We start from the raw sequence: 13,432 nt of genomic DNA, 5'->3' as shown, positions 1-13,432 counted from the left end.
CGGCGCGCGTTCAGGGGCCCGGAGGCCGCCTGAACGCGCGCCGGTAGGCGTGCGGGGTCGTCCCCACGGCGCGTACGAAGTGGTGGCGCAGCGCGGCCGCGTTGCCGAACCCCGTGCGGCCCGCGACCGCGTCCACCGTCTCGTCGGTCCCCTCCAGCAGACGCTGGGCGAGCAGCACCCGCTGGCGCAGGATCCAGCGGTACGGCGTGGTGCCGGTCTCCTGCTGGAAGCGGCGGGCGAACGTGCGCGGGGACATGTGGGCGCGGGCCGCGAGCTGCTCGACGGTCACCTCCTCGTCGAGGTGCCGCTCCATCCACACCAGCACCTCGGAGACGGTGTCGCCGCCGGGCGGCGGCAGCGGGCGCTCGATGTACTGGGCCTGGCCCCCGTCGCGGTGCGGGGGCACCACCATGCGCCGGGCGATCCGGTTGGCGACCTCGGGGCCCTGTTCCTTGCGCACGAGGTGCAGGCAGGCGTCGATCCCGGCGGCGGTGCCCGCGGAGGTGATCACCGGGTCCTCGTCGACGTAGAGCACATCCGGTTCGACGGTCAGGTGGGGATACCTCCTGCTCAGCGCGTCCGCGTGGCGCCAGTGGACGGCGGCGCGCCGGCCGTCGAGGAGACCGGCGGCGGCGAGGACGAACACGCCGGAGCAGACGCTGAGCACCCGGGCGCCCCGGTCCACGGCCCGGCGCAGCGCGTCCAGCAGCTCGGGCGGGAAGTCCCGCGTCTCGTAGCACGACCCGGCGGGCACGGCGATGAGGTCCGCCGCCTCCAGCCGCTCCGGGCCGTGCTCGACCCGGAGCGAGAAGCCGGTGTCGCTGCGCAGCGAGGGGCCTTCGGCGGAGACGACCGCGAAGTCGTAGACGGGCAGACCGTCGTCGCTGCGGTCGACGCCGAAGACCTCACAGACGACGCCGAGTTCGAAGGGGTTCACGCGGTCGAGCAGGACGGCGGCCACATTGCGGAGCATGACCCCAGTGTGCCCCGTCGTTGGCAGTAAATCGAGGGTGTGCGGCAGATCTGCCACTGTCCGGTAAGGAGCGTCCGGCAGGACAGTGGTGTCCATGGATACGACACAGGTGGAAGCACTGATCGGAATGCTGGCCGTGCTCGGACTGCTCGTCCTGATGGTCCTCCCCGCCGTCATCGGCATCGCGCACGAGCGGAGGACCGACCGACAGCTGAAGTGGGCCGAGACCGGCCGCGCCGCCGCCGGGCGGCACCACGCACCCGCCGGGCCGCCCCGGCCGGAGCGGACCCCGGGGGCCCGCCCCGAGCGGAGCGCCGCCCCGCACCGCACCGCACGCGCGGCGTGAGGCGCGGGCACCGGAGGGGCGGCACCCGGGCGGCCGGCCCGGGGAGGAGGGACCTCCCCGGGCCGGACCGTTCCTAGAACTCCTCGTCCAGGTCGACCGTGCCCTCCACGGCGACCTGGTAGGCGGACGGACGCCGCTCGAAGAAGTTCGTCAGCTCCTGGACCCCCTGGAGCTCCATGAACGAGAACGGGTTGTCCGAGCCGTACACCGGGGCGAAGCCCAGCCGGGTGAGCCGCTGGTCGGCCACGCACTCCAGGTACTGCCGCATCGACTCGGTGTTCATGCCCGGCAGCCCGTCCCCGCACAGGTCGCGCCCGAACTGCAGCTCCGCCTCGACCGCCTCGCGCAGCATGTCCGTCACCTGCCGCTGGAGTTCGTCGTCGAACAGGTCCGGCTCCTCCTCGCGGACGGTGTCGACCACGTCGAAGGCGAAGGACATGTGCATCGTCTCGTCCCGGAACACCCAGTTGGTGCCGGTCGCGAGGCCGTGCAGCAGGCCCCGGCTGCGGAACCAGTACACGTAGGCGAACGCCCCGTAGAAGAACAGGCCCTCGATGCACGCGGCGAAGCAGATCAGGTTGAGGAGGAAGCGGCGGCGGTCGGCCCGCGTCTCCAGCCGGTCGAGCTTCTCCACCGAGTCCATCCAGCGGAAGCAGAACTCCGCCTTCTCCCGGATGGACGGGATGTTCTCCACCGCCGCGAACGCGGCCGTCCGGTCCTGCGGATCGGGCAGGTAGGTGTCCAGCAGGGTCAGGTAGAACTGGACGTGCACCGCCTCCTCGAAGAGCTGCCGCGACAGGTACAGCCGCGCCTCCGGGGAGTTGATGTGCTTGTAGAGGGTGAGCACCAGGTTGTTGGCCACGATCGAGTCACCGGTGGCGAAGAAGGCCACCAGGCGGCCGATCAGATGCTGTTCGGCGGGGCTCAGCCGCGCGAGGTCGGCGACGTCCGAGTGGAGGTCGACCTCCTCCACGGTCCAGGTGTTCCTGATCGCGTCCCGGTAGCGCTCGTAGAAGTCGGGGTACCGCATGGGGCGCAGGGTGAGCTCGAAACCGGGGTCGAGCAGGTTCTGGGTCCGGGGGGCGGCGGTGGTCACTGGCAGGCCTCACAGGATTCGGGGTTCTCGAGGGAGCAGGCGACGGCCTCGGGCTCGGCGGCCGGCTGCGGGACGGGGACGGCGGCGGTCTGCGCCCGGGCCGCGCGGGCGATGCGGGTCGCCGGCCGGGAGCGCAGGTAGTACGTGGTCTTCAGGCCCCGCTTCCAGGCGTAGGCGTACATCGAGGAGAGCTTGCCGATGGTCGGCGTCTCCATGAACAGGTTCAGCGACTGCGACTGGTCCAGGAACGGGGTGCGGTCGGCGGCCATGTCGATCAGGCCGCGCTGCGGGATCTCCCACGCGGTCCGGTACAGGCCGCGCACCTCCTCGGGGATCCAGGTGAAGTCCTGCACCGAGCCGCCGGCCTCGCGCAGCGCCTCGCGGGTCCGCGCGTCCCACACGCCCAGCCGCTTCAGGTCGTCCACCAGGTACGGGTTGACCTGGAGGAACTCGCCGGACAGCGTCTCGCGCTTGAACAGGTTGGACACCTGCGGCTCGATGCACTCGTAGACGCCGGCGATGGACGCGATGGTGGCGGTCGGCGCGATCGCCAGCAGCAGCGCGTTGCGCATGCCGACGGCGGCGATGCGTTCGCGCAGCGCCGTCCAGCGCTCGGGCCAGGCGAGGTCGGTGTCGTAGTGGTCGGGGTGCAGCACGCCCCGGGCGGTACGCGTGTGCTCCCAGGCCGGCAGGGGGCCGACGGGGGTCCCCACCGTCCCGGAGTCGGTCCCCGGGTCCGTCGCGGGCGTCCGGGGGCGTGCGGCGAGGTCGGCGGAGGTCTCGTACGCGGCGAGCATGATGCGCTCGGCGATCCGGGCGGAGAGCCGCCGGGCCCGCGGGGAGTCGAAGGGCAGGCGCAGGGCGAAGAAGACGTCCTGGAGGCCCATCACCCCCAGCCCCACCGGCCGCCAGCGCGCGTTGGAGCGGCGCGCCTGCTCGGTCGGGTAGAAGTTGATGTCCACGACCCGGTCGAGGAAGGTGACGGCCGTGCGCACGGCCGCGTCCAGCCGCTCCCAGTCCAGGTCGCCGGCCGCGGGGTCGACGAACGCGCCGAGGTTGACCGAGCCCAGGTTGCACACCGCCGTCTCCCCGTCGTCGGTGACCTCGAGGATCTCCGTGCACAGGTTGGACGAGTGGACGACGTGCCCGGGCTCGGCGGTCTGGTTGGCGGTGCGGTTGGCGGCGTCCTTGAACGTCATCCAGCCGTTGCCGGTCTGGGCGAGGGTCCGCATCATGCGCCCGTACAGCTCCCGGGCGGGGATCGTCCTTCGGGCCAGGCCCGCGGCCTCGGCGGCCCGGTAGGCCGCGTCGAACTCCTCGCCCCACAGGTCGACCAGGTCCGGGACGTCGGAGGGGGAGAACAGCGACCAGGCGGCGTCGGCGTCGACCCGGCGCATGAACTCGTCCGGCACCCAGTGCGCGAGGTTCAGGTTGTGCGTACGGCGGGCGTCCTCACCGGTGTTGTCGCGCAGTTCCAGGAACTCCTCGACGTCCGAGTGCCAGGTCTCCAGGTAGACGGCCGCGGCGCCCTTGCGCCGGCCGCCCTGGTTCACGGCGGCGACGGAGGCGTCCAGGGTCTTCAGGAACGGGACGATGCCGTTGGAGTGCCCGTTGGTGCCGCGGATCAGCGAACCCCGGGAGCGGACGCGGGAGTAGGCCAGGCCGATGCCGCCGGCGTGCTTGGAGAGGCGGGCCACCTGGTGGTAGCGGTCGTAGAGGGAGTCCAGCTCGTCCTTGGGGGAGTCCAGGAGGTAGCAGGAGGACATCTGGGGGTGCCGGGTGCCGGAGTTGAACAGGGTGGGCGAGGAGGGCAGGTACTCCAGGCGGCTCATCAGGCCGTACAGCCCGGCGACCTCGTCCACCGCGCGGGGGGTGTCGTCCTCGGCGAGACCGGCGGCGACCCGCAGCAGGAAGTGCTGCGGCGTCTCGACGACCTTGCGGGTGACCGGGTGCCGCAGCAGGTAGCGGCTGTACAGGGTGCGCAGCCCGAAGTAGCCGAAGCGGTCGTCCGCGCCGAGGTCGACCAGCGCGTCGAGACGCTCCTGGTGCAGCCGGACGAACCCGGCGGTCCGGTCCGCGACGAGGCCCTCGCGGTGCCCGGTGGCGATCGACGAGGTGAACGACGTGACGCCCTGCGAGGCGGCTTCGGCACGGATGCCGAGGGTCAGCAGCCGCGCGGCGAGCCGGGAGTAGACGGGGTCCTCGGAGATGAGCCCGGCCGCCGCCTCGGTGGCCAGCTCCCGGAGTTCGGCCTCGTCCGCACGGGCGGACCGGCCGCGCAGCGCGGCGGCGGCGACCCGGCCGGGGTCGGCGTCGGGGAGGTCGGCGGTCAGCCCGGTCAGGGTCCGCAGCAGCGCGGCACCGGGGCCGTCGCCCGCCTCGGTCACGTCGACCGCTGAAGCAGGATCGGCTGGCGCGATGGTCACGTGGGGCTCTCCCTCGCTCGGCACGGGGCCTCGGCGAGGGCAGGGGGCAGCACACGGGCCCGCGAACGGGCCTCGCGTCCACCGGCCCATTCCGCGAGGCCCGGACGTCAGGCGCCCGGGCCGGACGGCCGGGGCGCACTGTCGGCAGGTCCTCGGACTGAAGCCCGTGCGGGCCCGCGGACGACGCGGACACGCACAAGTACACCGTTGCGGGACAGTTCCGGATTCGCACCGGATTCCCCTGCGGCGACAGCGAGCATGAGCATACATCTTGTGCCGGACGGCGCCAGCAGGCCCATATGTTGTGTCGTAGCGGGGTCGGAATGTCAGCGTGCAGGCGAGAAGGCCGGTGTCGTCCAGGTGCGGCACCGGGTTCCGGCCGCGCCCGGGGGCGCGGACGGAGCCGAGACGTTCGTGGACGCGGTGGGCGGAGTGCGTCATCCGCCGGGTCGACAGCACGATCCCCCCGCAGCCCCGCGTGGCCCGCGCCCGCTCGACGCAGGTGCGGACGAGGGCCTCCCCCGCCCCGCGGCCCCGGGCCGCACGGGCGACCACGAGCATCCGGAGCCCGGCCTCGCCGGGCCCGGCCGGACCGGCCATGGGCCCGCCGTCCGGAACGGACGTCACGCCGCCGATCACCCGGCCGCCGTCCACGGCGACCAGCACCTCGGCAGCGGCCCGCTCGGCGACGTCCCCGAGCTCACCGAGGTACGGGTCGTGCTCCCCGAAGGCGAGCGGACCGTCCTCCGGACAGGGCTGCGCGGTGATCCCACCCGGCGTCCCGTACTCGTCGGGCCGCACCGGCCGGATCGTGATGCCCACGGCGCGGGTGTGCCCGACGGGCGGGGCGGCGGGCCGCCGGTCTCCCTCCGGCGGTCCGCCGCCCCGAGCGCGCCGTGCGGCGTCAGTGGGCGCTGCCCGCCGTGGCCGGCGGGAGCTCCACCTCCACGCCCGGATCGCCCGCGTCCGCCGTGTAGTCCTGCGGCCGGGTCTCGTCGACGCCCTCGGGCGCCCTGACGGCCCGCAGGACGAAGGTCAGGCCGATCGTGACCAGGGCGTTGAGCACGAAGGCGGTGAGGCCGATGTAGCCGATCTCGCCGATCCCCGGGATCTCCTCCGAGGAACCGCCGAAGTGCTTCTGCGTCGGCGAGGCGACCCCGTACGCCGCGACCGTGCCGTAGACCATGCCGACCGCCCAGCCCGCGAGCAGCGCCCAGCGGTGGAACCAGCGGGTGAACAGGCCGCCCACCAGGGCGGGGAAGGTCTGCAGGATCCAGATGCCGCCGAGGAGCTGGAAGTTGATGGCGACCGTCTTGTCCATGGTGAGGACGAAGGCCAGCGCACCCACCTTCACGAGCAGCGAGACCACCTTGGAGACCTTGGTCTCCTGCGCGGGTGTCGCGTCCGGCCTGAGGAAGTCCTTGTAGATGTTGCGGGTGAACAGGTTCGCGGCCGCGATCGACATGATCGCCGCGGGCACCAGCGCCCCGATGCCGATGGCGGCGAAGGCCACCCCGGCGAACCAGGCCGGGAACATGTTCTCGAACAGCTGCGGGATCGCCAGCTGCCCGTTGGAGACCTCCACCCCGGCCGCGATCGCCATGAAACCGAGCAGTGCCAGCAGACCCAGCATCAGCGAGTACAGCGGCAGGATCGTGGTGTTGCGGCGGATCACCTCACGGCTGCGCGAGGACAGCGTCGCGGTGATCGAGTGCGGGTACATGAACAGCGCGAGGGCCGAGCCCAGCGCCAGCGTGGCGTAGGTCCACTGCCCCGCCTCGCCCGGCACCAGCGAACCGCGCGGCGCGCCCGTGGCCGGATTGGTCTCGCCGTACGCCTCGCTCGCCCTGGCGAAGATGTCGTCGAAGCCGCCCAGCTTGATCGGGATGTAGATGATCGCCACCGCGATCACGAGGTAGATCAGCGTGTCCTTCACGAACGCGATCAGCGCGGGGGCCCGCAGACCCGACGAGTACGTGTACGCCGCCAGCACGCCGAAGGCGATCAGCAGCGGCAGGTCCTTGACGAACCAGTTGGTGTCCTCGCCGCCGCCGACGCCCATCACGTCCAGCACGGCCTGGATGCCGACCAGCTGGAGCGCGATGTACGGCATCGTCGCCAGGATGCCGGTGACCGCCACCGCCAGCGACAGCCCCTTCGAGCCGAACCGGCCGCGCACGAAGTCGGACGTCGTCACGTAGCCGTGCCGGTGCGACACCGACCACAGCCGGGGCAGGAAGGTGAAGATCAGCGGGTAGACGAGGATGGTGTACGGCACGGCGAAGAAGCCCGCCGCGCCCGCCGCGTAGATCGCCGCCGGCACGGCCACGAAGGTGTACGCCGTGTACAGGTCGCCGCCGAGCAGGAACCAGGTGACCCAGGTGCCGAACGACCGTCCGCCCAGGCCCCATTCGTCGAGGCTGTGCTCGTTCGCCGCCCTGCGCCAGCGGGCGGCCAGGAAGCCCATCGCCGTGACGAGGACGAAGAAGAAGATGAAGACGGCGAGGGCCACGCCGTTCACGCCGTCGTTCATCGCCGCGCACCGCCCCTCGCCGCCGCGCGGGCGCGCTGGTCACGCTGCCACAGCTTGTAGGCGACCACCGTCAGCGCGGTGGAGACCAGCACCCATAACATCTGGTACCAGTAGAAGAACGGGATGCCGATGAAGGCGGGGTCGGTCCTCGCGTACGAGCCGACCCACAGCATGGCCACGAACGGTGCTGAAAGACAGAGGCCGATGACGACGCGCGCGGGCGTCACCACCGGGCCTCCGCCGGAATCTGGGGCTTGTGACATCGAACGACTCCGTCCCCTCGCTGATCTCCTGGGCTGCGCAACGCGCAGGAAATCTAGATCAGCACCGGAGCGGGGCGGAACCCCCCTCGCGGGGATCGCGTACTCGAACTCCACGGAAGGCCGAGCCCGGGGCGGCGGGTTCCCGGTCGGCCGTCCGGCTCGGGGCTCAGTCCTGCGGGCGCTTGAGGCGGGCCACGAACTTGTACCGGTCGCCCCGGTACACCGAGCGCACCCATTCCACCGGCTGCCCGTCCCGGTCCAGTGAGTGCCGGGAGAGCATCAGCATCGGCAGCCCCACGTCGGTGCCGAGCAGGCCGGCCTCGCGCGGGGTGGCCAGGGAGGTCTCGATGGTCTCCTCGGCCTCCGCCAGACGGACGTCGTACACCTCGGCGAGCGCGGTGTAGAGGGAGGTGTACTTGACCAGGCTGCGGCGCAGCGCCGGGAAGCGCTTCGCACTGAGGTGGGTGGTCTCGATGGCCATCGGCTCGCCGTTCGCCATGCGCAGCCGCTCGATGCGCAGCACCCGTCCGCCGGCGCCGATGTCGAGCAGTGAGGCGAGCCCGTCGTCGGCGGTGATGTAGCCGACGTCCAGCAGCTGCGAAGTGGGCTCCAGGCCCTGCGCGCGCATGTCCTCGGTGTACGAGGTGAGTTGCAGCGCCTGCGAGACCTTGGGCTTGGCGACGAAGGTGCCCTTGCCCTGGATGCGCTCCAGACGTCCCTCGACCACCAGCTCCTGGAGCGCCTGGCGCACGGTGGTGCGCGAGGTGTCGAACTCCGCCGCCAGGGTGCGCTCGGGCGGGACCGGGGTGCCGGGAGGGGCCGTCTCCGTCATGTCGAGCAGGTGCTTCTTCAACCGGTAGTACTTGGGCACGCGCGCCGTACGGACCGTGGCCCCGCCCTCGTTCTCCGTACTGCTGACGTCGGTGCTCATGCTCTGCCTTCCCGGCTCCGGGTGCCGAACGGCCGGCACCCCCTCGGCTCCGGCCCACATCGTGGCACGGCCGCGGCCGGGGACGCGCCCCGGTACGCTCCGTGATCCCCTCTGTATACCGCCGGGCCGGGGGTTGGTCTAGTCCACCATGGCGTCCGGAACCGGGACCCCGGGCCGCCGCGGCCCCGGGCCGCGGCGCGGAGCGGGGCGCCCGGGGCCCGTGGTCAGATGCCCTGCCAGTCCGGCTTGCTCGCGTAGGTGTGCCGGAAGTAGTCCGCGAACTTGAGCTTGCTCGCGGCGGCCTCGTCGACGACGACCGTGGCGTGCGGGTGCAGCTGCAGGGCGGACGCCGGGCACACCGCGGCCACCGGGCCCTCGACCGTCGCGGCGACCGCGTCCGCCTTGCCCTCGCCGGTGGCGAGCAGGACCAGGTGGCGGGCCTCCAGGATGGTGCCGATGCCCTGGGTGATGACGTGGTGCGGGACCTGGCCGACGTCGCCGCCGAAGAAGCGCGCGTTGTCCACCCGGGTCTGCTCGGTCAGCGTCTTGATCCGGGTGCGCGAGACGAGCGAGGAGCAGGGCTCGTTGAACCCGATGTGCCCGTCCGTCCCGATGCCGAGCAGCTGCAGGTCGACGCCGCCGGCCTCGGCCAGCGCCCTGTCGTACGCCTCGCACGCGGCCGGTATGTCCTCGGCCGCGCCGTCGGGGCCCATGAAGGCGTCCATGCCGATGCCGAGCGGCTCCAGCACCTCGCGCCGGAGCACCGAGCGGTAGGACTCGGGATGGTCGGCGGGCAGCCCCACGTACTCGTCGAGCTGGGCGATCCTCGCCCGGGAGGTGTCCACGGAGCCGGAGCGCACCCGGGCCGCCAGTGCCTCGTAGACGGGCAGGGGCGTCGAGCCGGTGGCCACGCCGAGCAGGGCGTCCGGGGTGCGCCGCAGGAGATCGGCCATGGCCCCGGCGATGAGCGCGCCGCCGGCCTTGGCGTCCGGAACGATGACAACTTCCACGCTGAGCCTGCCGTTCTGGGAGGGGACTCGTCTGCGGCCGGTCCCGGAGGAGAGCGGGACGGCCATGTGGTTTAGACCAATATCAATCTAACAGAGCGGGATCCGCCCCCGGGTGAGGGGTGGCGGCGCCTCCCGCGGGAGCCCGCTCCCGGTCCTCCCCAGCATCCCAGCACGGGACGGCCGCGGCCCGCCGACCGAAATGACCTTGGAATTCCGTTCCCTGACGCACGCTCGCGGGATAGGGTGCGTGGCGGATGCCCGTATGTCCGCCCGGCCGTCGTCCCGCGCGACCGTCGTCCCGAGGGGCGCGCACGCACGGCCGCGCGACCGCGAAAAAGACCGCGACGAACCGTCTCCGACACATGGACACGGAGAGTGGTCTAGTCCACAATGCGTAACAGTGCAGCGCACGCAAGCCTGCCTTCCCCGCACAGGAAGGCGGACCGAGGACCCGGAGCTCTCTGCCCTGACTGCCCCGGATCCTCATCCCTCGGCCGAACGGGACCGCACACCCCGCGGCCGATGTCGCTCCGGGCTGCGGTGCCGGGAGGGCTGAGGGTCCCTCCAGGCGCCGCGGCCCGCGGGTGTTTCCGGGGGGAGGGCACGACGCCCCGGGTACGCTCGCTGACGTGCCCTCCATGAACGAACTCGTACACCAGCACACCGCTCTCGACGACTCCGACCTCGAGTGGCTTCACCTGCTGGTCTCGGAGTGGCAGCTGCTCTCCGACCTCTCCTTCGCCGACCTGGTCCTGTGGGTCCCCACCCGCGACGGCACCCGCTACGTCTCCGTCGCCCAGATGCGGCCCAACACCGGTCCGACCTCGTACCAGGACGACATGGTCGGCCATCTCGTCCCCCGCGGCCGCCGCCCCATGCTGGACGCGGCCCTGGACGAGGGGCGGATCGTGCGCGAGGGCGACCCGGAGTGGCGGGAGGAGGTGCCGGTGCGCGTCGAGTCCATTCCCGTGCGGCGGGAGGGCCGGGTGCTCGGGGTCATCGCGCGCAACACCAACCTGCTCACCGTGCGCACCCCCAGCCGGCTGGAGCTCACCTACCTCCAGAGCGCCTCCGACCTCGCCCAGATGATCGCGGCCGGCGCCTTCCCGTTCGCGAACCAGCAGCCCGACATGGACGCGCTGCCCCGGGTGGGGGACGGACTGATCCGGCTCGACGCGGAGGGGGTCGTCCAGTACGCCTCCCCGAACGCCCTGTCCGCCTATCACCGGATGGGTCTGGCGTCCGACCTGGTCGGCCACCACCTCGGCCGGACCACCGCCGAGCTGGCGCCTTCCCGCGGGCCGGTGGACGAGGCGCTGGAGAAGGTCGCCAGCGGCTGGGCCCCGCGCGAGTTCGAGATCGAGGCGCCCGGCGGGGTGATCCAGTTCCGGGCGATCCCGCTCAAGCCGAAGGGGAGCCGCATCGGTTCGCTGGTCCTGCTCCGGGACGTCACCGAACTTCGCCGCCGCGAACGGGAGTTGATCACCAAGGACGCGACCATCCGGGAGATCCACCACCGGGTGAAGAACAACCTCCAGACGGTGGCGGCACTGTTGCGCCTCCAGGCCCGGCGGATCGGCTCCGAGCGCGGCCGCGCGGCGCTGGAGGAGGCGGTGCGCCGGGTCGGTTCCATCGCGATCGTGCACGAGACGCTCTCCCAGAACCTGGACGAGCGGGTGGAGTTCGACGAGATCGCCGACCGTGTCCTGGCGATGGTCGCCGAGATCTCGCCGGGCAAGGTCACCGGCCGGCGCACCGGCCGCTTCGGCATACTCGACGCCGAGGTCGCCACCCCGCTGTCGATGGTGCTGACGGAGGTTCTGCAGAACGCCCTGGAGCACGGCTTCCGCGAGGGCGACACCGGCACGGTCGAGGTGACCGCGGTCCGCGGCGGCACCACCAAGGAGGCCCGCCTGCTGGTCACCGTCCAGGACGACGGCGTCGGCCTGCCCGAGGACTTCGACCCGCACACCGGCGGCAACCTGGGGCTGCACATCGTGCGGACCCTGGTCGAGGGGGAACTGGGCGGAACCTTCGACATGGTGCCGGCCCCGGACGGGGGGACCCGCGTGCTGCTGGACGTGCCGGTGGCCATGGACAAGTGACGCTGGGTGACGTGTGCCGGCGGCCGGGACGGTGCTGCGGTCCGCCGGGCTTGGACCGCGGGCGGGGACCGGCGGGCGGGCCGGTGACGCGGCCGGCCGTGGGGCCGGAACACAGCGAAGAGCCCCGGACGGGTGTACCGTCCGGGGCTCTTGCCTGACTGATGGGTTCCCCTCCGGCTCGCGATGAGCCGGGACTCGGGGGAGCACCGGGGAACTGCGTGCTGCGGCTCGGGGGCGGGAAAAGCGTACGCGCCGTACGCGCCGCCAAGCTCAGGCTGTCAGCAGGGGTGGGGTTGTCAGGCGGAGGCCTGACGGGCCCGGTTGCGGGCGGCGCGGCGCTTCATTGCGCGGCGCTCGTCCTCGCTGAGACCACCCCAGACGCCGGAGTCCTGACCGGACTCGAGTGCCCACTGAAGGCAGCTCTCGATCACCGGGCAGCGGCGGCAGACGGCCTTGGCTTCCTCGATCTGCAGCAGCGCAGGACCGGTGTTGCCGATGGGGAAGAAGAGCTCGGGGTCTTCCTCGCGGCAAACGGCGTTGTGACGCCAGTCCATGGCTGCTACCTCTCCTTGGTATGAACTACATGTGGCTTGTGAATGTGAACGCTTTCACGAATCCCCCAACAAGTGAAGGGCCGACTGCCAGTTCCCTGGCGTGGTCCTTGGGTTTGAAGAGGGGTTCCGGCGATCTGTGGAGGCCGGTTCTGCGGGCCGTCCTGATCGCCATGTAGAGACTCGCAAACCTCGGCGGCGGATACAACCCCTTCCGGAAAGTTTTTTTTGATTCATCGGTGTCGACTAGGTCACAGCCGTACTTCCATGGGGTGGATCCTGGCCTAAACGTTCGAGTGAAAGGACTTTAGCGTTTTCTGCTCACACAATCACACGCAGTGCACGGCGAACGCCTGTGAACGTCACGCTGGTTCGCAGTCCGAGGTGGTCGCCGTCCATCTGGAGAGGCAGCGGCACCTTCGAATGCAAGGTGAACTGGGTCAGATCGTGCCTCGCGGTCACGTGCCCGCCCCGGGGTCCGCGCTCGGGGGACGAAGTGAGCAACTGGGTGCCATACCGGGCAAGGGCGGAGGCGGACAGCCGCTTCAGACCGAAGATGTCGAGGCCGGTATCGAACGAGGCCTTAGGCGACGCGTAGATCGGGCGATTGCCGAGAAACGTCCACGGGGAGGTGTTCGAGACTATGGAGAGCGCCAGATCCCCGACCGGTTCCTCGCCCGGCTGCTCGAGCGTTATCACGCCGCGCAGGCGGTGCGGCTCACCGATCAGCTGCCGTACGACCTGGCGCATGTACAGCGCGTGAGTGGACTTCCTGCCGCGCTCCCGGTGCTGTTCCACCCGGCCGACCACGCCGGCGTCGAAGCCCAGCCCCGCGTTGAAGGTGAACCAGCGGGGCGGCACGCTTTCGTCGTCCGTCCCCGGCGTGCCCGACGTCAGGCCCAGACCGACGGTGCGTTCGCGTCCCTCGCGCAGGGCGTCCAGCNNTCGCTCTCCGCCGCCTGCCGGCCCAGGTCGCGCGCGTGGCCGCGGTACTCGGTGGTGACCGCCTCCAGCTTCATCTCGCTGGCGAGGGCGTGGATCAGCACGTCGCGCGTACGCGCACTCGTAGTGGTTGCCGCCGGATTGACCACGAGAAGTGCACGCATGGGTTGCAGGGTACCTACTGGGTGGTACCGGGGCCCAGGCCGAGGTGTGGCCGGCGGCGGGGGCGGGGGCGGCCCGGGAACGCGATCGGGAC

The 13,432-nt window shown here is 71.6% G+C and carries 11 protein-coding genes, 2 pseudogenes and 1 riboswitch; of the genes and pseudogenes, 2 read left to right on the top strand and 11 right to left on the bottom strand.

Features of this window, described 5'->3' with window-relative positions; genetic code table 11:
* Positions 1-10: 10 nt before the first annotated feature.
* A complete protein-coding gene (locus AOK18_RS03280; RefSeq protein ID WP_055693276.1) occupies positions 11-973 on the bottom strand; it encodes a GlxA family transcriptional regulator in 963 nt (320 codons plus the stop codon).
* 94 nt (positions 974-1,067) lie between these two features.
* On the opposite strand from AOK18_RS03280, the gene AOK18_RS03275 reads away from it, so the two are divergent.
* Positions 1,068-1,319, top strand: a complete 252-nt coding sequence (locus AOK18_RS03275; protein WP_055572166.1) for a hypothetical protein — start codon at positions 1,068-1,070, stop codon at positions 1,317-1,319.
* Between the two features lie 73 nt (positions 1,320-1,392).
* Here AOK18_RS03275 and AOK18_RS03270 read toward each other — a convergent pair whose 3' ends face one another.
* The 7 genes and pseudogenes from AOK18_RS03270 to nagB all read right to left on the bottom strand — a co-directional run bounded on the left by AOK18_RS03270 (position 1,393) and on the right by nagB (position 9,578).
* Positions 1,393-2,349, bottom strand: coding sequence for a ribonucleotide-diphosphate reductase subunit beta (locus AOK18_RS03270; RefSeq protein WP_240503033.1), 957 nt, complete (start codon positions 2,347-2,349; stop codon positions 1,393-1,395).
* A 62-nt stretch (positions 2,350-2,411) separates the two neighbouring features.
* Positions 2,412-4,841: a ribonucleoside-diphosphate reductase subunit alpha gene (locus AOK18_RS03265; RefSeq protein ID WP_055693275.1), complete on the bottom strand. Its 2,430-nt coding sequence runs from the start codon at positions 4,839-4,841 to the stop codon at positions 2,412-2,414.
* A 126-nt stretch (positions 4,842-4,967) separates the two neighbouring features.
* Positions 4,968-5,107, bottom strand: a riboswitch (cobalamin riboswitch).
* A gap of 148 nt (positions 5,108-5,255) precedes the next feature.
* A pseudogene (locus AOK18_RS35290) lies at positions 5,256-5,642 on the bottom strand (GNAT family N-acetyltransferase); the annotation flags it as partial.
* 103 nt (positions 5,643-5,745) lie between these two features.
* Positions 5,746-7,374: a monocarboxylate uptake permease MctP gene (gene mctP, locus AOK18_RS03260; RefSeq protein ID WP_055570678.1), complete on the bottom strand. Its 1,629-nt coding sequence runs from the start codon at positions 7,372-7,374 to the stop codon at positions 5,746-5,748.
* A complete protein-coding gene (locus AOK18_RS03255; RefSeq protein ID WP_175400194.1) occupies positions 7,371-7,637 on the bottom strand; it encodes a DUF3311 domain-containing protein in 267 nt (88 codons plus the stop codon). Before AOK18_RS03255 ends, mctP begins: the two co-directional genes overlap by 4 nt.
* A gap of 166 nt (positions 7,638-7,803) precedes the next feature.
* Positions 7,804-8,568: a GntR family transcriptional regulator gene (locus AOK18_RS03250; protein WP_055570676.1), complete on the bottom strand. Its 765-nt coding sequence runs from the start codon at positions 8,566-8,568 to the stop codon at positions 7,804-7,806.
* 224 nt (positions 8,569-8,792) lie between these two features.
* A complete protein-coding gene (nagB, locus tag AOK18_RS03245; protein ID WP_055570679.1) occupies positions 8,793-9,578 on the bottom strand; it encodes a glucosamine-6-phosphate deaminase in 786 nt (261 codons plus the stop codon).
* A 629-nt stretch (positions 9,579-10,207) separates the two neighbouring features.
* Here nagB and AOK18_RS03240 point away from each other — a divergent pair.
* Positions 10,208-11,683, top strand: a complete 1,476-nt coding sequence (locus tag AOK18_RS03240; protein ID WP_055570675.1) for a sensor histidine kinase — start codon at positions 10,208-10,210, stop codon at positions 11,681-11,683.
* Positions 11,684-11,979: 296 nt separating this feature from the next.
* Here AOK18_RS03240 and AOK18_RS03235 read toward each other — a convergent pair whose 3' ends face one another.
* The 3 genes and pseudogenes from AOK18_RS03235 to AOK18_RS33900 all read right to left on the bottom strand — a co-directional run.
* Complete coding sequence (locus tag AOK18_RS03235) at positions 11,980-12,237, bottom strand: WhiB family transcriptional regulator (protein ID WP_030219886.1); 258 nt, start codon at positions 12,235-12,237, stop codon at positions 11,980-11,982.
* Between the two features lie 318 nt (positions 12,238-12,555).
* Positions 12,556-13,177: pseudogene (locus AOK18_RS03230) on the bottom strand (diacylglycerol/lipid kinase family protein); the annotation flags it as partial.
* A 2-nt stretch (positions 13,178-13,179) separates the two neighbouring features.
* Positions 13,180-13,340 (bottom strand): diacylglycerol kinase catalytic domain-containing protein (locus AOK18_RS33900; RefSeq protein WP_478078835.1); only part of this gene is annotated, 161 nt, incomplete at its 3' end.
* Positions 13,341-13,432 lie beyond the last annotated feature (92 nt).

Source organism: Streptomyces prasinopilosus (genome assembly GCF_001419695.1).
Classification (GTDB): Bacteria; Actinomycetota; Actinomycetes; order Streptomycetales; family Streptomycetaceae; genus Streptomyces; species Streptomyces prasinopilosus.
The sequence above is the reverse complement of the archived record's forward strand: the minus strand, read 5'-3'. Positions and strand labels throughout refer to the sequence as shown.

What these genes read in the sequence shown, in the direction of transcription:
- AOK18_RS03280 (WP_055693276.1), bottom strand. Translation starts at nt 973, where the DNA reads ATGCTCCGCAATGTGGCCGCCGTCCTGCTCGACCGCGTGAACCCCTTC.
- AOK18_RS03275 (WP_055572166.1), top strand. Translation starts at nt 1,068, where the DNA reads ATGGATACGACACAGGTGGAAGCACTGATCGGAATGCTGGCCGTGCTC.
- AOK18_RS03270 (WP_240503033.1), bottom strand. Translation starts at nt 2,349, where the DNA reads ATGCGGTACCCCGACTTCTACGAGCGCTACCGGGACGCGATCAGGAAC.
- mctP (WP_055570678.1), bottom strand. Translation starts at nt 7,374, where the DNA reads ATGAACGACGGCGTGAACGGCGTGGCCCTCGCCGTCTTCATCTTCTTC.
- AOK18_RS03255 (WP_175400194.1), bottom strand. Translation starts at nt 7,637, where the DNA reads ATGTCACAAGCCCCAGATTCCGGCGGAGGCCCGGTGGTGACGCCCGCG.
- AOK18_RS03250 (WP_055570676.1), bottom strand. Translation starts at nt 8,568, where the DNA reads ATGAGCACCGACGTCAGCAGTACGGAGAACGAGGGCGGGGCCACGGTC.
- AOK18_RS03235 (WP_030219886.1), bottom strand. Translation starts at nt 12,237, where the DNA reads ATGGACTGGCGTCACAACGCCGTTTGCCGCGAGGAAGACCCCGAGCTC.